This window comes from Nocardioides bruguierae, assembly GCF_023554635.1.
GTDB classification, from domain to species: Bacteria; Actinomycetota; Actinomycetes; order Propionibacteriales; family Nocardioidaceae; genus Nocardioides; species Nocardioides bruguierae.
This window is the reverse complement of the sequence record NZ_JAMJPH010000037.1, coordinates 1-21,193: the sequence shown is the minus strand read 5'-3', so window position 1 is coordinate 21,193 and position 21,193 is coordinate 1. Positions and strand designations below refer to the sequence as shown.

The 21,193-nt window shown below is 73.5% G+C and carries 16 protein-coding genes and 1 rRNA gene; 14 read left to right on the top strand and 3 right to left on the bottom strand.

Translation table 11 applies throughout. The features are described 5' to 3' along the window. The first annotated feature begins 20 nt into the window (after positions 1-20). From M8316_RS19155 to M8316_RS19140, 4 genes are all read left to right on the top strand, one after another. Positions 21-1,079, top strand: a complete 1,059-nt coding sequence (locus M8316_RS19155; protein WP_250057345.1) for an ATP-binding protein — start codon at positions 21-23, stop codon at positions 1,077-1,079. A 143-nt stretch (positions 1,080-1,222) separates the two neighbouring features. Beyond that, positions 1,223-2,320, top strand: coding sequence for a phenylalanine--tRNA ligase subunit alpha (gene pheS / locus M8316_RS19150; RefSeq protein ID WP_250057342.1), 1,098 nt, complete (start codon positions 1,223-1,225; stop codon positions 2,318-2,320). Between the two features lie 7 nt (positions 2,321-2,327). Beyond that, entirely contained in the window at positions 2,328-4,853 is a 2,526-nt protein-coding gene (gene pheT, locus M8316_RS19145) for a phenylalanine--tRNA ligase subunit beta (RefSeq protein ID WP_250057340.1), read from the top strand. A gap of 110 nt (positions 4,854-4,963) precedes the next feature. Beyond that, complete coding sequence (locus M8316_RS19140; protein WP_250057332.1) at positions 4,964-8,110, top strand: ATP-binding protein; 3,147 nt, start codon at positions 4,964-4,966, stop codon at positions 8,108-8,110. A gap of 42 nt (positions 8,111-8,152) precedes the next feature. Here M8316_RS19140 and M8316_RS19135 read toward each other — a convergent pair whose 3' ends face one another. From M8316_RS19135 to M8316_RS19125, 3 genes are all read right to left on the bottom strand, one after another. After that, positions 8,153-8,989 (bottom strand): ABC transporter permease, encoded by an 837-nt coding sequence (locus M8316_RS19135; RefSeq protein WP_250057330.1) that lies wholly within the window; start codon positions 8,987-8,989, stop codon positions 8,153-8,155. Next, entirely contained in the window at positions 8,989-9,996 is a 1,008-nt protein-coding gene (locus M8316_RS19130) for an ATP-binding cassette domain-containing protein (RefSeq protein ID WP_250057327.1), read from the bottom strand. The genes M8316_RS19135 and M8316_RS19130 overlap by 1 nt, the downstream gene beginning before the upstream one ends. Positions 9,997-10,060: 64 nt before the next feature. Beyond that, the gene (locus M8316_RS19125) at positions 10,061-10,879 is read right to left on the bottom strand and encodes a maleylpyruvate isomerase family mycothiol-dependent enzyme (protein ID WP_250057326.1); all 819 of its coding nucleotides are present in this window, start codon (positions 10,877-10,879) and stop codon (positions 10,061-10,063) included. Between the two features lie 83 nt (positions 10,880-10,962). Between M8316_RS19125 and argC the strand changes: the two genes are divergently transcribed. The 10 genes from argC to M8316_RS19075 form a co-directional block, all read left to right on the top strand. After that, positions 10,963-12,000, top strand: coding sequence for an N-acetyl-gamma-glutamyl-phosphate reductase (gene argC / locus M8316_RS19120; RefSeq protein ID WP_250057498.1), 1,038 nt, complete (start codon positions 10,963-10,965; stop codon positions 11,998-12,000). A gap of 94 nt (positions 12,001-12,094) precedes the next feature. Continuing rightward, complete coding sequence (argJ, locus tag M8316_RS19115; RefSeq protein ID WP_250057324.1) at positions 12,095-13,246, top strand: bifunctional glutamate N-acetyltransferase/amino-acid acetyltransferase ArgJ; 1,152 nt, start codon at positions 12,095-12,097, stop codon at positions 13,244-13,246. 41 nt (positions 13,247-13,287) lie between these two features. Continuing rightward, positions 13,288-14,220, top strand: a complete 933-nt coding sequence (gene argB, locus M8316_RS19110; protein WP_250057496.1) for an acetylglutamate kinase — start codon at positions 13,288-13,290, stop codon at positions 14,218-14,220. Continuing rightward, entirely contained in the window at positions 14,220-15,443 is a 1,224-nt protein-coding gene (locus tag M8316_RS19105; RefSeq protein WP_250057322.1) for an acetylornithine transaminase, read from the top strand. The genes argB and M8316_RS19105 overlap by 1 nt, the downstream gene beginning before the upstream one ends. 1 nt (position 15,444) lies before the next feature. After that, positions 15,445-16,419 carry an ornithine carbamoyltransferase gene (gene argF, locus M8316_RS19100; RefSeq protein WP_372490614.1) on the top strand — a complete coding sequence of 325 codons (975 nt, stop codon included), beginning with the start codon at positions 15,445-15,447 and terminating at the stop codon, positions 16,417-16,419. Between the two features lie 5 nt (positions 16,420-16,424). Continuing rightward, complete coding sequence (locus M8316_RS19095; RefSeq protein WP_250057494.1) at positions 16,425-16,946, top strand: arginine repressor; 522 nt, start codon at positions 16,425-16,427, stop codon at positions 16,944-16,946. 60 nt (positions 16,947-17,006) lie between these two features. Continuing rightward, complete coding sequence (gene argG / locus M8316_RS19090; protein WP_250057318.1) at positions 17,007-18,434, top strand: argininosuccinate synthase; 1,428 nt, start codon at positions 17,007-17,009, stop codon at positions 18,432-18,434. Positions 18,435-18,581: 147 nt separating this feature from the next. Further along, positions 18,582-20,024, top strand: a complete 1,443-nt coding sequence (gene argH, locus M8316_RS19085; protein ID WP_250057307.1) for an argininosuccinate lyase — start codon at positions 18,582-18,584, stop codon at positions 20,022-20,024. A 15-nt stretch (positions 20,025-20,039) separates the two neighbouring features. Then, entirely contained in the window at positions 20,040-20,630 is a 591-nt protein-coding gene (locus M8316_RS19080) for a DNA-3-methyladenine glycosylase (RefSeq protein WP_250057305.1), read from the top strand. 445 nt (positions 20,631-21,075) lie between these two features. Further along, positions 21,076-21,193: ribosomal RNA gene (locus M8316_RS19075) — 16S ribosomal RNA — on the top strand; the annotation flags it as partial.

The window sequence follows — 21,193 nt, the reverse complement described above, 5'->3', positions numbered from 1 at the left end:
GCCGCCCCTAGGGTGTCCGGATGGACGCGAGCGCGCTGGACCTCCTGCCCGACGGCGTCGTCCTGGCGGGCGAGGACGGGCGCGTGCGCGCCGTGTCCGCCGTGGCGGCGCGGCTGCTGCGCGTGGACGCGGACGACGCCGTCGGACAGCCCCTGGGCGAGGTCCTGCGGCTCATCGACCAGCGCGGCAGCGACTGGACCGCGGTCAACACGCCCTACGTCGGCCTCGGCACCCGCACCGGCGTCCCCGAGCAGTCCTGGCTGCTGCCGGACGGCGGGGAGGTGCTCGTGACCGCCGCGCTGCACCGGCCCCGTGTCGGCGCACCCGTCGAGGCCGTGGCGGTGTCGCTGCGCTCGGCGCGCGGCCGCGAGCGGCTCGACCGCGACCGCTCCGACCTGGTCGCGACCGTGGCCCACGAGCTGCGCTCCCCGCTGACGGGCGTGAAGGGCTTCGTCACCGCCCTGCTGAACCGCTGGGACAAGCTCCAGGACGAGCAGAAGAAGCTGATGCTGACCACGGTCGCCAGCGACGCGGACCGGCTCAGCCGGCTCATCGCTGAGCTCCTCGACGTCGCCCGCATCGACACCGGCCGCCTCCAGCTCTCCCCGCGGCCCACCGACGCCGCGGCCATCGCCGAGCGGGTCGTGGCGTCCGTGGCGGCGGGCACGGCGCGCCCCCTCGTCCTGGACCTCGGTGAGGACGAGGGTGCCGGCCTGCCGCGGCTGCACGCCGACCCCGACAAGCTGACCCAGGTGCTGACGAACCTCGTGGAGAACGGCGTCCGGCACGGCGAGGGCGAGGTCCGCGTCCGGCTACGCGCTGACGGGACGCACGGCGACGAGGGCGCCCCCGAGGGGGTGCGCTTCGAGGTCAGCGACGCCGGCGAGGGCATCGCCGCCGAGATGCGGGCCCGTGTGTTCACCAAGTTCTGGACCTCCGGCACCCGCGGCGGCTCCGGGCTGGGGCTCTACATCGTGCACGGCCTGGTGCGGGCCCACGGCGGGACGGTCACGCTCGGCACCTCGGACGCCGGCGGCGCGCTGGTCTCGCTCACCTGGCCCGCCGAGCAGCAACCCTGACCGACAGCGGGGCCGGTCGTGGACCCGGTCGTGGGCCCGGTCGTGGGCGCCGACGACGTCCAGCCCCGACAACCGGTTCGCCCCTGCGCGCGGGACCTTCCTAGACTGACCCCCGCTCAACCATCCCGCGTCGAAAGGCAGCCATGTCGGGCCCGAACACCGATTACGACCCCGTCGAGGTCACCCCGCTGCAGGCGGAGCAGGTCGAGGCGGCGCGTGACGCCGCCCTGGCCGCGATCGCCGCAGCCGCCGACCTCGAGGAGCTCAAGGCGGTGCGGCTCGAGCACGCGGGGGACCGCTCCCCGCTCGCGCTCGCCAACCGCGAGATCGGTGCCCTGCCCCCGCAGGCCCGCAAGGAGGCCGGTCAGCGCGTCGGCCAGGCCCGTGGTGCGGTGAACAAGGCGCTCGCCGCCCGCACCGAGGTGCTCGAGGCCGAGCACGAGGAGCGGATGCTGGTCGAGGAGACGGTCGACGTCACGCTGCCCACCGACAAGGTGCCCGCCGGTGGCCGTCACCCGCTCACCACCGGCGCCGAGCTGATCGCCGACATCTTCCTCGCCATGGGCTGGGAGATCGCCGAGGGCCCGCTCGTCGAGGCCGAGTGGCTGAACTTCGACGCGCTCAACCTGGGCCCGGACCACCCGGCCCGCACCATGCAGGACACGTTCTGGACCGAGCCCGCGGAGAACCACGTCGTGCTCCGCACCCAGACCAGCCCCGTGCAGGCGCGCACGATGCTCACCCGGAAGCCGCCGATCTACATCGCGTGCCCGGGCCGCGTGTTCCGCACCGACGAGTACGACGCCACGCACAGCCCGATGTTCCACCAGGTCGAGGGCCTCGTCGTGGACGAGGGCATCTCGATGGCACACCTCAAGGGCACGCTCGACCACTTCGCCGCGTCCATGTTCGGCGAGGGCATCGACACCCGCTTCCGTCCGTCCTACTTCCCCTTCACCGAGCCCAGCGCCGAGGTCGACCTGCGCTGCTTCGTGTGCCGCGGCGTCGACAGCGACTCCTGCCGCACCTGCAAGGGCGAGGGCTGGATCGAGTGGGGCGGCTGCGGCGTGGTGAACCCCCGCGTCCTGACCGCCTGCGGCGTCGACCCGGAGACCTACACCGGCTTCGCGTTCGGCATGGGCATCGACCGCTCGCTCATGTTCCGCCACGGCATCACCGACCTGCGCTCCTTCTTCGAGGGCGACGTCCGCTTCACCCCTGCGTTCGGAACGGAGCTCTGAGCACCAGATGAAGGCCCCCGTCAGCTGGATCCGCGAGTACGTGGACCTGCCCGCCGAGGTCACCACCGAGGCCCTCACCGACAAGCTCACGCTGCTCGGTCTCAAGCTCGAGGCGATCGAGAGCCCCGGCGCGGCCATCACCGGCCCGCTCGTCGTCGGCCGCGTCCTCACCCAGGACAAGGAGCCGCAGAAGAACGGCAAGACGATCAACTGGTGCACCGTCGACGTCGGTGACGCCAACGGCACCGGCGAGCCCCAGGGCATCGTCTGCGGCGCGCACAACTTCGGCCCCGGCGACCTGGTCTGCGTCGTGCTCCCCGGCGGCGTGCTGCCCGGCGGCTTCGCCATCTCCGCGCGCAAGACCTACGGCCACGTCTCGGCGGGCATGATCTGCTCGGCCGCCGAGCTGGGCCTGGCCGAGGACGCCTTCGGCGGCGCCGGCGGCATCATCGTGCTGCCCGCCGACACCGAGGCCGCCCCCGGCACCGACGTTCGCCCGCTCCTCGGCCTCGACGAGGAGATCATCGAGTTCGAGGTCAACCCCGACCGCGCCTACGGGCTCTCGCTGCGCGGCATCGCCCGCGACGCCGCCCTCGGCTTCGGCGCCGTCTACCGCGACCCCTGCGACCGCGTGCTGCCGGCCGCGGACGACGCCGGCCACCCCGTCGTCGTCGAGGACGAGGCGGGCTGCCCGCTCTTCGTCGCGCGCACCGTCTCGGGCTTCGACGCGAGCGCCACGACCCCGGAGTGGATGGCCTCGCGCCTCGTCGCCGCCGGCATGCGCCCGATCAGCCTGGCCGTCGACGTCACCAACTACGTGATGCTCGAGACCGGCCGCCCGATCCACGGCTACGACGCCGACAAGGTCGCCGGCGCCCTCCACGTGCGTCGCGCCGCGCCGGGGGAGAAGCTCACCACCCTCGACGGCACCCCGCGCGAGCTCTCGACCGAGGACCTCGTCATCACCGACGACTCCGGCCCCATCGGCCTGGCCGGCGTCATGGGCGGCGAGGCCACCGAGATGTCGGGCTCCACCACCCGCGTGCTCGTCGAGTCCGCGCACTGGGAGCCGGTCTCGATGTTCCGCACCGGCAAGCGGCACAAGATCTCCTCCGAGGCCGGCAAGCGCAACGAGCGCGGTGCCGACCCGGCGTCCTGCGAGGCCGCCGCCGACCGGGTCGTCGAGCTGCTCGTCGCGCTCGGCGGGGCCACCGCCGAGCCCGGCGTCACCGTCGTGGGCACGGTGGCCACGCCGGCCACCATCACCATCGACGCCGACCTGCCCCAGCGCGTGGCCGGCCTGCCGATCGACACCGCCACGGCCGTCGCGGCGCTCGAGGGCGTCGGTTGCGCGGTGACGGTGGAGACCGAGCTCGCCACCACCGGCGCGCCCGTCAACCGGCTCTCCGTGGTCCCGCCGACCTGGCGCCCCGACGTGACCGACCCCTTCGACCTCGTCGAGGAGGTGCTGCGCGTCGTCGGCTACGACCACGTCCCCTCGGTGCTGCCGCGCGAGGCCGCCGGCCGTGGCCTCACCCGCAGCCAGAAGCTGCGGCGTCGTGCCGGGCGCACCCTGGCCGGTGCCGGTCTCTCCGAGGTCGTCTGCTTCCCGTTCGTGGGTGCGGCGTCCTTCGACAAGCTCGGCCTCGAGACCGACGACCCGCGACGCAGCACCGTGCGCCTGGCCAACCCGCTCTCCAGCGAGGAGCCGGAGCTCACCACCACGCTGCTGCCGAACCTGCTGACCACGGCCGCCCGCAACGTCGCCCGCGGCGCGGCCGGTGCGGCGATCTTCGAGACCGCCACCGTGGCGTTCCCGAGCACCGGTGGCCCCGCGCCCATCTACCCGACCGACACGCGGCCGAGCACTGAGCAGCTCGAGACGCTGTTCGCGGCGCTGCCGGCGCAGCCGCTGCACCTGGGCGTCGTGCTGGCCGGCGAGCGCGAGCGCACGGGCTGGTGGGGCGAGGGACGCGACGCCGACTGGGCCGACGCCATCGCCGTGGCCCGTCGCCTCGCGACCGAGCTCGGCGTGGAGCTCGAGGTCGTCGCTGCCGTGCACCAGCCGTGGCACCCGGGCCGCTGCGCGTCCCTGCGCGTCGGCGGACGCACGATCGGTCACGCGGGCGAGCTGCACCCGCGGGTCGTCAAGGCCTTCGACCTGCCCGCGCGGGCCGCGGCCCTCGAGCTCGACCTCGACGCCCTCATGGCTGCCGCGCCCGAGCGCGCCGTGCCGCCGACGCTGTCGACCTACCCTGTCGCCAAGGAGGACGTCGCGCTCGTCGTCGGCGAGGACGTCCCGGCCGCCCAGGTCGAGGCGGCGCTCGTCGAGGGTGCCGGCGACCTGCTGGAGTCCGTGCGCCTCTTCGACGTCTACCGCAGCGAGCAGCTGGGCGCGGACAAGAAGTCGCTGGCCTTCGCCCTGCGCTTCCGGGCCGCCGACCGCACGCTGACCGACGAGGACGTCAAGGGCGCCCGCGACGCGGCGGTGGCCCTGGCCGGTGCGCGCACCGGCGCCGAGCAGCGAGCCTGAGCGGAGTCGCCACGAAGACCGGCCCGACCGACGGCCCGGACCCCGCCACCGCGGCGGGCTCCGGGCCGTCGCCGCGCCTGCGCCTGCTGACCGAGGCGTCCTGGGACGGGTTGGCCCTGCCCGCCGGTCGCGTGCCCGTGCTGCTGGCGGCGCTCGTGGACGCCCACCCGCACGCCGTGCCGGAGGCCGACCTGCTCGCCTCGGTGTGGCCGGGGGAGGAGCCCGGCCGACGGGCGCTCCAGGTCCTCGTCTCCCGGGTGCGCGGCGCCACCAGCACCGACGCGGTGGTGCACGGCGCCGGCGGGTACCGCTGCGGCCTGCCGCCCGACCAGGTGGACGCCCTCGCCCTGGAGCGGCACCTGCGGGGGGCCGAGGCGGCGTGGGCTGCCGGGGACGCGGGCACCGCACTGGCCGCGGCACGGTCCGTCCTGGCCCTCGGAGACCTCGCCGGCGACGACGCGCCCGGTCCTCTCGGCGGGCTCCGCAGCAGCGCCGCCCGGCGGTGCGAGCGCGCCGCCGACGTCCTGGGGCCCGCGCTGCTGGCGCGAGGAGAGGCGGACGAGGCGCTCCCGCTGCTGCGCGCCCGGGCCGAGACCGGTGGGGCCGCCACACCGGAGCCGGTGCTCGTCGCCTACGTGCGGGCCACCGCCCAGGTCGAGGGGACGGCGGCGGCGCTGGCGCTCGTCGAGGACCTGCGTGCCCGCCTTGCCGACGAACTCGGCACCGACCTCGGCCCGGGGCTGGCCCAGGCGCACGCCACGCTGCTGGCCGCCGACCGGCCGGTGCGGACCGGGCTGCGGCACGCGGCCACGAGCCTGGTCGGCCGCGCGGACGACCTCGCGCAGGTCCGGGCGCTCCTGGAGGCGCACCGCGTCGTGACCGTCCTCGGGCCCGGCGGGCTGGGCAAGACCCGGCTGGCCCAGGAGGTCGCCGCGGTGCACCCCGCGCCGGTGGTGCGCTTCGTGGAGCTCGTCGGCCTGCCCGCCGGCCAGGACGTGCTGCCCGCGCTGGCCGCCGAGCTCGGCGTGCGCGAGTCGGCGTGGGAGCGTCGGGTGCTCACGCCGCGGCAGCGGGCCGACGTCCGCGCCCTCCTGGCCCAGCACCTCGACGGCCCCGAGACGCTCCTGGTGCTGGACAACTGCGAGCACGTCGTCGACTCCGTGGCCGAGGTGGCCGCCCAGCTCGTCGCGCTCTGCCCGCGGCTACGGGTGCTCACCACCTCGCGCTCGCCGCTGCGCGTCGCGGCCGAGCGGGTGCACGAGCTCGGGGTCCTCTCGGGCGACGACGCGGCCGCGCTGTTCGTCGAGCGGGCGCTGGCCGTGCGTCCCGGCGCCCGGCTCGAGGCGGCGGACGTGCGGGCAGTGGTGAGCCGCCTGGACGGGCTGCCCCTGGCCATCGAGCTGGCCGCGGCCAAGGTCCGCGTCCTGGCCCTGCCGGACCTGGCCCGCCGCCTGGAGGACAGGCTCGCGACCCTGCGCGGCGACGACCGCGGCGCCCCCGACCGGCACCGCACGCTGCTGGCGGTGCTCGACTGGTCCTGGGCGCTGCTGGACGAGCCCGCCCGCCGCGCCTGGCGACGGCTCGCCGTCCTGCCGGACGGCTTCGCGCTCCCGGCGGCCGAGGCGCTCGTCGGTGCCGACGCCCTGGAGCGGGTCGACGACCTGCTCGCCCAGTCGCTGCTGGTGCCCACCGAGACCACCGCCGGGCTGCGCTACCGGATGCTCGAGACGGTCCGCGAGCTCGGTCTGCTCCGCGCCCGGGAGGCCGACGACCTCGAGGACGCGCGGGAGGCCATGACCGGCTGGGCGGTGGCACTGGCGGACGAGGTGCGTCCCGGGCTGTTCGCCGCCGGCGAGCTCGACGCGGTCGACGCGCTGGCCACCGACGAGTCGACGCTGGCCGAGGCACTGCGCCGCAGCCTGGCCTCCGGGGCGACCGAGCGGGTGCTGCGCCTGCTCGCCGCGCTGGGCGGGTTGTGGACGGTGCGCGGGGAGCACACCCGGGTGATCGCCCTCGTCGACGACGTCGAACGGCTGGCCGCCGACTGGGGTGATCAGCTCGGTGCCGGGGCCGTGCACGCCACCGACGACCTCCTCGACGCGGCCCTGCTCGCGGCCACCGTGATGGTGCGCAACGGCCTGGTCGCCGCCGGCCGCGGCCTCGTGGGCTGCCAGGGGCTGCTGCACGTGGCGGCCGCGCGCGTCGAGGACGGCCCGGGACCGGTCAGGAGCTCCTGGGCGCTGGCCAACGCCCGCGTCCTGGACTCCCTCGACATCACCGACCTGCACGGCTCGCTGGACCGGGCCGCGACCCTGCTCGACCACCCGGACGCCCGCACCGCCTCGCTGGCGCTGGAGTGGTCCGGCCACGGGCGCGAGAACTACGGCGACCCCACGGGTGCCCTCGTGCTCGTGCGCCGCGCGCTGGCCCTGTGGGTCCCGGAGCACGGGCCCTGGTCACGGGCCCAGCTCCTGACCCAGCTCGTCCAGCTGCTCGCGCAGACCGGCGACACCGCCGGCGCGGCTACCGCCGCCACCGAGGCACTGCCCGTGCTGGAGCGGCTGGGCGCCGCCGACGACGTCGTGCAGCTGCGCGCGGCCGTGGCCTCGGCCGCGCTGGTGGAGGGTGACCTGGTCGGCGCCCGCCGGATCGCGGACGGGCTGGCGGCGTCGGCCGACGTGGGGATCGGCGCGCGGATGTCGGTGCGGCCGCTGCTCGCCGAGCTCGACCTGGCCGAGGGCCGGGTGACCGAGGGACTCGCACGCTTCCGCGCGGCCCTGGACGACGTCCGCGCGATCTCGTTCCCCGTGGCCGGCGTCGACCCGGGGCGTGAGCCGTGGACGCTGTCGCTGCTGAGCGCGACCACGGCGGCCCACGCCCGCTTCGCGGCCGACCCCGAGGACGTGCGCGCCGGGGAGCGGCTGGCGGGGGAGCTGCGGCTCGCCGTCGTCGCCGAGATCGACGAGGCGCTGGCGACCCACGGCGCGCTCACCGCACGCACCGACATGCCCGTCCTGGCCACCTGCCTCGTCGGCCTGGCCGCCTGGGGCGCGCACCAGGGGCCGGACGAGACGCTGGGCCAGGCCGCGGTGCTCATGGGCGTGGCCCGCAGCAGCGCGCACCGCCGTCCGACCCCCTCCCTGGCCTGGGAGCCCGTGGTGGCCGTCCTCGCCGCCCGCGGCGCCCCGGCCCTCGCCGACCCACCGGCCGACGCCCGAAGGCTCCTGGAGCAGGCCGGGGCGGCATTGTCCGGCTGAGGGTGGTCGAGCAGCGAGACCCCCGCCCGCTCACCCTGGCGCTCAGACCCTGCGCGAGTAGGACCGCACGGCCAGCGGCGCGAACACGGCGACGACGACGGCACAGCCCAGCAGCGCGATGCCCACCTCGCCGGTCACCTCGCCGGTGTTGAGCAGGTCGCGCACCGCCGAGATGACGTGGCTGACGGGGTTGACCTGGACGAACGCGGCCAGCCACCCCGGCAGGGTGTCGACGGGCACGAACGCGTTGGACAGGAACGTCAGCGGGAACATGATCATCATCGAGATGCCCTGCACGGCCTGGGCCGAGCGGGCCACCGTGCCGAGCCAGGTGAAGATCCACGACAGCGACCACCCGGCCACCACGACGAGCAGCCAGCCGCCGGCGATGCCGAGCACGCCGCCGCCCGGCCGGTAGCCCATGAGCACGCCGGTGAGGATCGTGAGCGTCGCGGCGATCGCGTAGCGCAGCAGGTCGGCCACGGCCGGCCCGGCCAGCGGGGCGATGCGGGCGATGGGCAGCGACCGGAACCGGTCGAAGACGCCCTTGTCCATGTCCTCGCGCAGCTGCGTGCCGGTCGCCATGCACGCCGTCAGCGCGGTCTGGCCGAGGATGCCGGGGATCAGCAGCGGCAGGTAGGAGGAGACGTCGCCGGAGATCGCGCCGCCGAAGATGTAGGCGAACATGGCGGTGAACAGCAGCGGCTGCACCACCACGTCGAACATCGTCTCGGGGTTGCGCCGCATCCGCAGCAGGGCGCGGCCGGCCAGCGACAGCGTCTGCTCCCAGGTCTCGCGCAGCGTCGGCGCGGGAGCGGTGGTGGCGGGGTCCACCCAGGAGCGTGCGGGGGCCTGCGCGGGGTCGGTCAGGGTGGTCATCAGGCCACCTCCTCGGTGCTCGTGTCGGTCTCGGTGCGGGTGGTCTCGGTGCGGGTGGTCTCGTCGCCGGTGAGCGCGAGGAAGACCTCGTCCAGCGACGGCTTGGCCAGGGCGGCCGATGCCAGGGAGAGGCCCTGGTCGCGCAGGAGCAGCAGGACGTCGGCGGCGCCGTCCGGCTCGGTCAGGGGCACCGAGAGGGCGCCCGACTCGGGGCTCGCGGACGCCGCCAGCCCGGCGCGCTCGCGCAGCAGCCCGACGGCCTCGCTGGTCCGGGCGGCGTCGGCCAGCCGGACCTGCAGGGTCGAGCTGCCCACCGACGACTTCAGCTGCTCCGGGGTGCCCTCGGCGACCTTGCGACCGTGGTCGATCACGGCGACCCGGTCGGCCAGCTGGTCCGCCTCGTCCAGGTACTGCGTGGTGAGCAGGATCGTGCAGCCCTCGGCCACCAGCCCGCGGACGGTGTCCCACATCTGCCCGCGCGTGCGCGGGTCGAGGCCGGTCGTGGGCTCGTCCAGGAAGATCAGCGGTGGGTGGCTGATGAGGCTGGTGGCCAGGTCGAGGCGGCGCCGCATGCCGCCGGAGAACTGCGAGATCGGCCGGCCCGCCGCGTCGGTGAGGCCGAACTGCTCCAGCAGCTCACCGGCGCGGGCGCGGGCCTGCGCGCGGGGGAGCCCGAGCAGGCGGCCGAAGAGGCGGAGGTTCTCGGTGGCGGTGAGGTTCTCGTCGACCGAGGCGTACTGGCCGGTGACGCCGAGCAGCCGGCGCACGCGGTGCGGGTCGCGGGCCACGTCGACGCCCAGCACCGAGGCGCGGCCGCCGTCGATCGGCAGCAGGGTGGCGAGCATGGAGAGCATGGTGGTCTTGCCGGCGCCGTTGGGACCGAGGACGCCGAGGACCTCGCCCCGGCGCACCTGCAGGTCGACCCCGTCGACGGCGCGCTGGGCCCCGAACGTCTTCACCAGGCCGCGGGCGTCCACGGCCAGGTCGGTGGGTGGTGTGGATGTCATGGCGCCAGGTTGGGCGACGCCGCTCTCACCGCGCTCTCACGCGGCTCTCACCTGCCCAGCGGGCTCAGGTCAGCGGTGCGTCCACCGCGGCACGGAACGCCGCGTAGGCCTCCTGGGACCCGGTGACGGTGACGCCGGCCTCCTCGGTGCGCCGCCACAACCAGGCGTCGAGGACGGCGGCGGTGCCGGCGACCTCGCAGGCACCACCGGCGGCGTCGTCGGGTCGCAGCACGAGGTGCGGCCCGTCGACGTCCCACCCGTCCGGCGAGGTGCCCACGAGGTGGCCGGTGACCACCCGCAGCGTGTGCCCGGTGTCGGTGAGGCGGAGCGCCGTGGCGTGTCCGTCGGGCGTGAACGTCGCCCAGGAGGGCGGCTCCCCGCCGTACATCACGTCCATGAGCTCGGCCACGCCGTCGGCGGCGAGGTCCGGGGGCAGGGGCGTCACCGTGCCCGCGGCCTGCTCGGCGTCGAGCCGGTGGATCAGCGCCTCGTGGGCCTGTCGCCGGACGGTGAACCCCACCGTCTGCTCCTCCGCCCACGACCAGGCCGCCTCGCCGGGGTCCGCGGCGGCCAGGGCGCTGCTGAGCGCGGACGAGCACGCGTCGAACAGGGAGACCAGGTCGGCGTGGGCCTCCGGCCGGGCCGGCCGGTCGGCGTCGTCCGGGGGGCCGGCAGGCCGCCGGACGATCACCTGCGACCAGAACCACTGCACCTCGGTGAGGTGCCAGAGCAGGTCGTCGGCGTCCCAGTCCGGGCAGGACGGCACCCGGGCCGCGGGGTCGCAGGCGGCGAGCACGTCCCGGAACCTGGACGACTCCGCGACCAGGTGATTCAGGTACGCGGAGGTGGGTAGGGAGGTGGGGGAGCCCGTCATGCCGGTCATCTGCCGACCGTAGCCCGAGCGGTGCCCCGCGAGACACGGTGTTCCCCCGCGTTTCACATATCCATACGCATGCGTGTATGTTCATGCACATGACGAAGGTCAGAGCAGCCGTCGCAGGTGCCAGTGGCTACGCGGGTGGGGAGGTGCTGCGCCTCCTCCTCGCGCATCCGGACGTGGAGATCGGTGCCCTCACGGGCGGCTCCAACGCGGGCCAGCCGCTCGGGGCGCTCCAGCCGCACCTGACGCCCCTGGCCGGCCGGGTGCTCCAGGAGACGACCATCGAGAACCTCTCCGGTCACGACGTCGTCTTCCTCGCCCTGCCCCACGGTCAGTCCGGTGCCGTCGCCGCGCAGCTCGGCGACGACGTCGTGGTCGTCGACTGCGGCGCCGACTTCCGGCTCGAGGACGCGGGGGAGTGGGAGCACTTCTACGGCTCCGACCACGCGGGCACCTGGCCCTACGGCCTCCCCGAGCTGCCCGGGCAGCGGGAGGTCCTGGCGGGCACCAAGCGCGTCGCCGTCCCCGGCTGCTACCCCACCGTCTCCACGCTCACGCTCGCCCCGGCGGTCGCCGCCGGCATCGTCGAGCCGGACGTCGTCGTGGTCGCCGCGTCGGGCACCTCCGGCGCCGGCAAGGCCGCGAAGCCGCACCTGCTGGGCAGCGAGATCATGGGCAACCTCTCCGCCTACGGCGTGGGCGGCACCCACCGGCACACGCCGGAGATCACCCAGAACCTGTCGAAGATGATCGACGGCCAGGTGAAGGTCAGCTTCACCCCCGTGCTCGCGCCGACCCCGCGCGGCATCCTCGCGACCTGCTCGGCCCCGCTGAAGCCCGGCGTCACCGCCGAGGAGGCTCGGGCCGTGTACGAGAAGTACTACGGCGACGAGCCCTTCATCCGGCTCCTGCCGGAGGGCCAGTGGCCCCAGACCAAGTCCGTGATCGGCTCCAACGCCGTGCACGTCCAGGTGGCGGTGGACGAGCGAGCCGGGCGCCTGGTGGCCGTCGGCGTGGTGGACAACCTCGCCAAGGGCACCGGTGGCGCCGCCGTCCAGTGCATGAACCTCGCCCTGGGTCTCGAGGAGACCACCGGGCTCACCGCCGTCGGCCTCGCTCCCTGATCCGCGCCGCGGCCCCGCTCCAGCGAGATCAGGGCCGCAGCGAGCTCAGCGTCGTAGCGAGACCAGACCCAGCCAGGACCAGACAGGATCACCCATGAGCATCACCACCCCCGCGGGCTTCCGGGCCGCCGGCGTCGCCGCCGGCCTGAAGTCCACCGGCGCCAAGGACGTCGCGCTCGTCGTCAACGACGGGCCCACGTTCACCTCGGCCTCGGTCTTCACCGCCAACCGCTGCCAGGCCAACCCGGTCCTGTGGAGCAAGGAGGTCGTCAAGGACGGCACGGTCAAGGCCGTCGTCCTCAACTCCGGCGGCGCCAACTGCTACACCGGCGCGGACGGCTTCCAGACCACCCACGCCACGGCCGAGAAGGTCGGCGAGCTGCTCGGCGTCGGCGCGATCGACGTCGTCGTGTGCTCCACCGGCCTGATCGGGATGAAGAACGACCGTGACGACCTCCTGGCCGGCGTCGAGAACGCCGCCGCCGGGCTGTCCGCCGAGGGCGGGGCCGAGGCGGCCGAGGCGATCATGACCACCGACTCGGTCTCCAAGCAGGCCGTCGTCGAGGGCGCCGGGTGGAGCATCGGCGGCATGGCCAAGGGCGCGGGCATGCTCGCCCCGCAGCTGGCCACGATGCTCGTCGTCATCACCACCGACGCGGTCGTCTCCGCCGAGGACCTCGACACCGCGCTGCGCGCCGCTACGCGGGTCTCCTTCGACCGGCTCGACTCCGACGGCTGCATGTCGACCAACGACACGGTCACGCTGATGGCGTCCGGCGCCAGCGGCATCACCCCGCCGCTCGGCGACTTCACCGAGGCGCTCACCCAGGTCTGCACCGACCTGGCGATGCAGCTGCTCAAGGACGCCGAGGGCGCCGACCACGAGATCGCGATCAGCACCATCAACGCCGCGTCCGAGGACGAGGCCGTCGAGGTCTCGCGCAGCGTGGCCCGCTCCAACCTCTTCAAGGCGGCGATCTTCGGCAACGACCCCAACTGGGGCCGCGTCCTGGCCTCGATCGGCACCACGGGTGCGCAGTTCGATCCCGCCGACCTCGACGTCGCCATGAACGGCATCTGGGTGTGCCGCAACAGCACCCCGGACGCCGACCCCGAGACCGTCGACCTCACCGGTCGCGAGGTCTCCGTGACGATCGACCTCAAGTCCGGCGACGCTCGCGCCACCGTCTGGACCAACGACCTGACCCACGCCTACGTCCACGAGAACAGCGCCTACTCCTCATGAGCGAGAACACCGACATCCCCGCCGCCATCGACCCCGCCAACATGCACTTCTCGCAGGTGCCGCCGGCCGACCCGGACAAGGCGTCCGTGCTCGCCGCCGCGCTGCCCTGGATGAAGCGCTACTACGGCAAGATCGTCGTGGTGAAGTACGGCGGCAACGCCATGACCGACGACAACCTCAAGCGCGCCTTCGCCGAGGACATCGCCTTCCTCCGCTTCGCCGGCTTCAAGCCGGTCGTCGTGCACGGCGGCGGCCCGCAGATCTCCACCATGCTCGACCGGCTCAACATCGAGTCCGAGTTCCGCGGCGGCCTGCGCGTCACCACGCCGGAGGCCATGGAGGTCGTGCGGATGGTGCTCGTCGGCCAGGTCCAGCGCGAGCTGGTCGGGCTGATCAACGAGCACGGCCCGCTGGCCGTCGGCATGTCCGGTGAGGACGCCGGCCTGTTCACCGCCGAGCCTGCGAACACCGTGGTGGACGGCGAGGAGGTCGACCTCGGCCTCGTCGGCGAGGTCGCGAAGGTGCGGCCGGAGACGATCATGGACCTCATCGAGGCCGGCCGCGTGCCCGTGGTCTCCTCGGTGGCCCCCGACGTCCACGGCGCCGTGCACAACGTCAACGCCGACACGGCCGCGGCCGCCCTGGCCATCGCCCTGGGCGCCGACAAGCTGCTCGTCCTCACCGACGTCGAGGGCCTCTACCGCGACTGGCCGGACTCCGACGACGTCATCTACGAGATCAGCCCCGAGACCCTCGCGGTGCTCATGCCGACGCTCGCCGCCGGCATGGTGCCGAAGATGGAGGCCTGCCGGAAGGCGGTCGCCTCCGGCGTCCCGCGTGCGACCGTCGTCGACGGCCGCGAGAAGCACGCCGTGCTGCTGGAGCTGTTCACCGACGAGGGCGTCGGCACCCAGGTGCTGCCGGGTGTCGACACCAAGATCCGGAAGGCCCGCCAGAAGGCGGTGGTGAAGTAATGAGCACCCAGACCCAGGACCAGACCCAGCACCAGACCCAGGAGCAGGTCGTCGGCCGCTACACCGACGCCCTGATGAACACCTTCGGGCCCCCGAAGCTCGCGCTCGTGCGCGGCGAGGGCTCCACGGTGTGGGACGCCGACGGCAAGGCCTACCTCGACCTGCTGGGCGGCATCGCCGTCAACAGCCTCGGCCACGCCCACCCGGCGATGATGAAGGCCGTCACCGAGCAGCTCGGCACGCTCGGCCACATCTCCAACTTCTTCACCTCGCAGCCGCAGGTCGAGCTCGCCGAGAGGCTGCTCCACCTGCTCGGCGGCCACCCCGGCAAGGTCTTCCTCGCCAACTCCGGCACCGAGGCCAACGAGGGCGCCTTCAAGCTCACCCGCCGCACCGGTCGCACGCACGTGGTCGTCGCTGAGGGTGGGTTCCACGGCCGGACGATGGGTGCGCTGGCGCTGACCAGCAAGGCCGCCTACCGCGAGCCGTTCGAGCCGCTGCCCGGCGACGTGACCTTCGTGCCCTACGGCGACGCCGAGGCCCTGGCCGCGGCCGTCACGGACGAGACCGCCGCCATCTGCCTCGAGCCCATCCAGGGCGAGGCCGGCGTCGTGGTGGCCCCGGACGGCTACCTCGCGGCGGCCCGCTCGATCGCCGACGAGCACGGCACCCTGCTGTGGTTCGACGAGGTCCAGTGCGGCGTGGGCCGCACCGGGCTGTGGTTCGAGCACCAGCGCTCCGGCGTCGTCCCTGACGTCGTGACCCTGGCCAAGGGCCTCGGCGGTGGCTACCCGATCGGCGCCGTCGTCGGCCTGGGCAAGGCGGCCGACCTGCTCCAGCCGGGCAACCACGGCACCACCTTCGGCGGCAACCCGGTCGCCTGCGCCGCGGCGCTGGCCGTGCTGACCACCATCGACACCGACGGCCTCCTCGAGCACGTCGCCGGCCTCGGCGAGCACCTGCGCGCGGGCCTGGCGGCCGAGCCGCGGGTCACCGAGGTGCGCGGCCACGGCCTGCTGATCGGCCTCGACCTCGCCGAGCCCGTCGCCGCCGCCGTCGTCGACGCCGCCCAGGCGGCCGGCTACATCGTCAACATGCCGACCCCGACGCGCATCCGGCTGGCGCCGCCGCTGGTGCTCACCCGCGCCGAGGCCGACGCGTTCCTGGCCGACTGGCCCGGCATCCTCGACGCCGCCTGGGCAGCCGCGAAGGCCGGTGGCTGAGGTGCGCCACTTCCTCCGTGACGACGACCTCTCGCCCGCCGAGCAGGCCGAGGTCCTCGCGCTCGCGGCCGAAATGAAGGCCGACCCCTACGGCGCCAAGCCGCTGGCGGGCCCGCAGTCGGTGGCGATGATCTTCGACAAGCCCACGCTGCGCACCCAGACCTCCTTCGGCGCCGGCATCGCCGAGCTCGGGGGCAACCCGATGCTCGTCGAGGGCAAGCTCGCCGGCATCGGCGTCCGCGAGTCCGTCGAGGACGTCGCCCGCGTGCTCGGTCGCCAGGTCTCGGTCGTCGTGTGGCGCACGTTCCTCCAGTCGCACCTGGAGCGGATGGCCGAGAACGCCGGCATCCCCGTGGTCAACGCGCTCACCGACGACTTCCACCCGTGCCAGCTCATCGCCGACCTGCTCACCGTGCAGGAGCGGCTGGGTCGCCTCGCCGGCGTCACCGTGGCCTTCATCGGCGACGCCGCCTGCAACATGGGCAACTCCTGGCTGCTGGCCGGCGCGACCGCGGGCATGCACGTGCGGATGGGCGGCCCGGAGGGCTACCTGCCCGAGGACGCCATGTTCGCCCGCGCCGCCGAGATCGCCGCCACCACCGGCGGGTCGGTCTCCGGCCACCACGACCCCGTCGAGGCCGTCACCGGCGCCGACGTCGTCGTCACCGACACCTGGGTGTCGATGGGCAAGGAGGACGAGGCCGCAGCCCGTGCCGCGATCTTCGCGCCCTGGTCGCTGACCGAGGACCTGCTGGCCCACGCCGACGACGCCGCGATCGTGCTGCACTGCCTCCCGGCCTACCGGGACAAGGAGATCGCCACCTCGGTCCTCGAGGGCCCGCGCAGCGCCGTGTGGGAAGAGGCGGAGAACCGTCGCCACGCCCAGAAGGCCGTGCTCGCCTGGCTGCTGGCCCACCGCACCGACACCACGCCGTCCCCGGCGCAGGCCGCGGCGGCGGTCCCGGTGGAGGCGTGAGCACCATGACCGAGTCCGCCCTGCGCCCCGGCACGAAGTCCGCCCGGCACCAGCTCATCATCGAGCTGGTGTCGACGCGGGCCGTGCACTCGCAGGTCGAGCTCGCCGCGATGCTGGCCGAGGCCGGCGTCCACGTCACCCAGGCCACGCTCTCGCGGGACCTGGTCGAGCTGCAGGCCATCAAGATCCGCTCCGCGGAGGGCCCGCAGGTCTACGCGGTGCCCGCCGAGGGCGGTGACCGCAGGCCGGTCGTCGGCACCGAGACCGCCGCCGGCCGTGCGAGGCTGGCCAAGCTGTGCGGCGAGCTGCTCGTCAGCGCGGAGTCCAGCGCCAACCTCGTCGTCCTCCGTACTCCGCCGGGCGCGGCGCAGTACCTTGCCTCGGCCTTCGACAAGGCCGACCTCGGCGAGGTCCTCGGCACCATCGCCGGCGACGACACCGTGCTCGTCATCGGCCGGGACCCGCGCGGCGGCGAGGCGCTGGCGCAGCGCTTCCTCGACCTGGCTGCGAGCAACAACCCGGCCTGAGCGCCGGCTGCAGAACCCCGCACGTTCCCCTGAACCAACCAGCACCAACAGGAGCAATCCATGAGCAAGGTCCTGACCACGCTGCCCATCGGCGAGCGCGTGGGCATCGCGTTCTCCGGCGGCCTCGACACCTCGGTGGCCGTCGCGTGGATGCGCGACAAGGGCGCCGTGCCCTGCACCTACACCGCCGACATCGGCCAGTACGACGAGCCCGACATCTCCGGCGTCCCCGGCCGCGCGATGGAGTACGGCGCCGAGCTGGCCCGTGCCGTCGACTGCCGCCGTCAGCTGGTCGAGGAGGGCCTGGCCGCGATCGCCTGCGGCGCCTTCCACATCCGCTCCGGCGGCCGCGCCTACTTCAACACCACCCCCATCGGTCGCGCCGTCACCGGCACCATGCTCGTCCGCGCGATGCGCGAGGACGGGGTGGACATCTGGGGCGACGGCTCCACCTTCAAGGGCAACGACATCGAGCGGTTCTACCGCTACGGCCTCATGGCCAACCCCGACCTGCGGATCTACAAGCCGTGGCTGGACGCCGACTTCGTCTCCGAGCTGGGTGGGCGCACCGAGATGAGCCAGTGGCTCGTCGAGCACGGCCTGCCCTACCGCGACTCCCAGGAGAAGGCTTACTCCACCGACGCCAACATCTGGGGCGCCACCCACGAGGCGAAGACCCTGGAGCACCTGGACGTCTCCCTGGAGACCGTCGAGCCGATCATGGGCGTGAAGTTCTGGGACCCGTCGGTGCAGATCGACACCGAGGACGTCGCGATCCGCTTCGAGGCCGGTCGGCCCGTCGCCATCAACGGCCAGACCTTCGACGACCCGGTCGCCCTGGTCATGGAGGCCAACGCCATCGGCGGCCGCCACGGCCTGGGCATGAGCGACCAGATCGAGAACCGCATCATCGAGGCGAAGTCCCGCGGCATCTACGAGGCGCCGGGCATGGCGCTGCTCTGGATCGCCTACGAGCGCCTGGTCAACGCGATCCACAACGAGGACACGATCGCGCAGTACCACAACGAGGGCCGCAAGCTGGGCCGCCTGCTCTACGAGGGCCGCTGGCTCGACCCGCAGGCGCTGATGATCCGCGAGGGCATCCAGCGCTGGATCGCCTCGCTGGTGCACGGCGAGGTCGTCATCCGCCTGCGCCGCGGCGAGGACTACACCGTCCTCTCCACCGAGGGCCCGGCGTTCAGCTACCACCCCGAGAAGCTCTCCATGGAGCGCACCGAGAACGCCGCGTTCGGTCCGCTGGACCGCATCGGTCAGCTCACCATGCGCAACCTCGACATCGCCGACTCCCGCGACAAGCTGGAGCAGTACGCGCTCCAGCCGCTGGACCAGGGCCAGGTGCTCGTCGAGAACGGCACCCTCTACGGCGAGATCGAGGCCGGCGGCCGCGACCGGATCACCGCCAACGACCAGATCAAGGACGGCAGCCAGGCGCTCGACCACGTCGCGTTCGAGTCCGGCAACGACTGACACGTCCCGTCGTCACGACCCCCGCACCCCGTCGCGGGGCGGGGGTCGTGACGCGACCCGGTCCGCACCGGGGCGGCGGCGGTCGCAGGGCCGAGCCGCTGAGAAGATGACCACCGCGCACCCGCGGTCAGGAGAGGCAGCAGAGAAGTGAGCACCGAGCACGGCACCAACACCGGCAAGCTCTGGGGCGGCCGGTTCGCCGGCGGACCCTCGCCCGAGCTGGACGCGCTCTCGCGCTCCACCCACTTCGACTGGCGGCTGACCCCCTACGACCTGGCCGGCTCCCGGGCGCACGCCAACGCGCTGCACCGAGCCGGGCTCCTCACCGACGCCGACCACGCCGAGCTGCTCCGTGGCCTCACGGTGCTGGGGGAGCGGTTCGCCGCGGGCGAGCTGCACCCCGACGTCTCGGACGAGGACGTGCACGGCGCCCTCGAGCGGCTGCTGCTCGAGGAGGTCGGCCCGGACGTGGGCGGCCGCCTGCGCGCCGGTCGCTCGCGCAACGACCAGATCGCCACCCTGTTCAAGGTGTTCCTGCGCGACCACGCCCGCGTCGTGTCGGCCCTCGTGCTCGACCTGGTGACCGCGATCGCCGACCAGGCCTCCGCCCACCTCGGCGACGAGACCACGGCGCCGACCGTCATGCCCGGCCGCACCCATCTCCAGCACGCGCAGCCCGTGCTGCTCTCCCACCACCTGATGGCGCACGCCTGGTCGCTGCTGCGCGACGTCGACCGCCTCGGCGACTGGGACGCCCGCGTCGGTGGCGACTCGCCCTACGGCTCGGGTGCGCTGGCCGGCCAGTCCCTCGGCCTGGACCCGACCGGCGTCGCCGCGGAGCTCGGCTTCACCGGCTCGTCCGCGAACTCCATCGACGGCACGGCCAGCCGCGACTTCGTCGCCGAGTTCGCGTTCGTCTCGGCCCAGATCGGCGTCGACGTCTCGCGGATGGCCGAGGAGATCATCCTCTGGGCGACCAAGGAGTTCGCGTTCGTGACGCTGCACGACTCCTGGTCGACGGGGTCGAGCATCATGCCGCAGAAGAAGAACCCCGACATCTCCGAGCTCGCCCGTGGCAAGGCGGGTCGACTCATCGGCAACCTCTCCGGTCTCCTGGCCACGCTCAAGGCGCTGCCGCTCGCGTACAACCGCGACCTCCAGGAGGACAAGGAGCCGGTCTTCGACTCCGTGGACACCCTCGAGGTCCTGCTGCCGGCCTTCACCGGCCAGGTGGCCACGCTCGTGTTCGACTCCGAGCGCATGGGCGAGCTCGCCCCCCAGGGCTTCTCCCTGGCCACGGACGTGGCGGAGTGGCTGGTCCGCGAGGGCGTGCCGTTCCGCATCGCGCACGAGGTGGCCGGCGCCTGCGTGCGTCGTTGCGAGGAGCTGGGCATCGAGCTCGCCGACCTCACCGACGCGCAGTTCGCCGAGATCTCCCCGCACCTGACCCCGGGGGTGCGCGAGGTGCTGACGGTCGAGGGTTCCGTGTCCTCGCGCGACGGTCGCGGTGGCACCGCCCCGGTGCGCGTGCGTGAGCAGCACGCCGAGCTGCTGGCCCGGGCCGAGGCACTCCGCGCGCGACTGGCCTGAGCCCTGCCCCGGCACATGATCGACTGGACGGCGCCACCGGAGACGGTGGCGCCGTTGCTGTTGGGTGCCCACCTCACCCACGGGGACGTCACGGTGCGGCTCACGGAGGTGGAGGCGTACGGAGGAGCGGACGACCCCGGCTCGCACGCCTGTCGGGGGCGGACCCGGCGCAACGCGTCCATGTTCGGCCCGCCCGCCCATCTCTACTGCTACTTCACCTACGGGATGCACGTCTGCGCGAACGTGGTGACGGGCCCCGAGGGGCACGGCAGCGCCGTCCTGCTCCGCGCCGCGGAGGTCGTCTCCGGCCTGGACGTCGCCCGCGACCGTCGCCCGGGTATCCGGGACCGCGACCTCGCCCGTGGCCCGGCACGGCTCGTCCGCGCGTTGGCCCTGCGGCTCGAGGACGACGGCTCACCGCTCCTGGACGGCGACGGTCCGCAGCTGGAGCCAGGGGAGCCGCCGCCACCGGATCGGGTCTCCACCGGTCCTCGCGTGGGGCTGCGGCAGGCACCGGACCGACCGTGGCGGTGGTGGTTGACCGGGGACCCGAGCGTGTCGGCGTATCGGCCCGCGACGCCCCGGAAGAGGCCTCCGCAGGGGTGAGGCGCAGGCCACGCAACTTGGATTTGGCCTCAGGGCAACACGTCTGTAATGTTCTCTTCGTCGCCGGGAACGGCGCGGAGCGGAGTGGCCGGTCAGGTCGCCAGCAAAGCACCCCGGCCCAGCGACCAGAAGCGGATCTCGGTCCGCTCGGCGGGTCGGCTCGACTGAGTTGACACGGCCGGGCAGACTGCGTAAGTTTCTGCAGGTTGCCTCGGCAGCGGAGCGGAGACGCGATGCGCCGGGTGCGTGTGATTCTTGAGAACTCAACAGTGTGTCATTGATAGTCGACGAATTAGTTTGTTTATGCCCTTCTCGTCGGCATGGCTGGGCTTTGGTCTGGTTGTGTTGGTGGGTGGGTTTCTTTGACGATGATTCTGACAAGTTTGTCAGGTTCTTTCTGTCAGTGATTGATTTTGCATCATCCCGTGACTTTGGTTGTGGGTTTTCGATGGAGAGTTTGATCCTGGCTCAGGACGAACGCTGGCGGCGTGCTTAACACATGCAAGTCGAGCGGAAAGGCCTTTCGGGGTACTCGAGCGGCGAACGGGTGAGTAACACGTGAG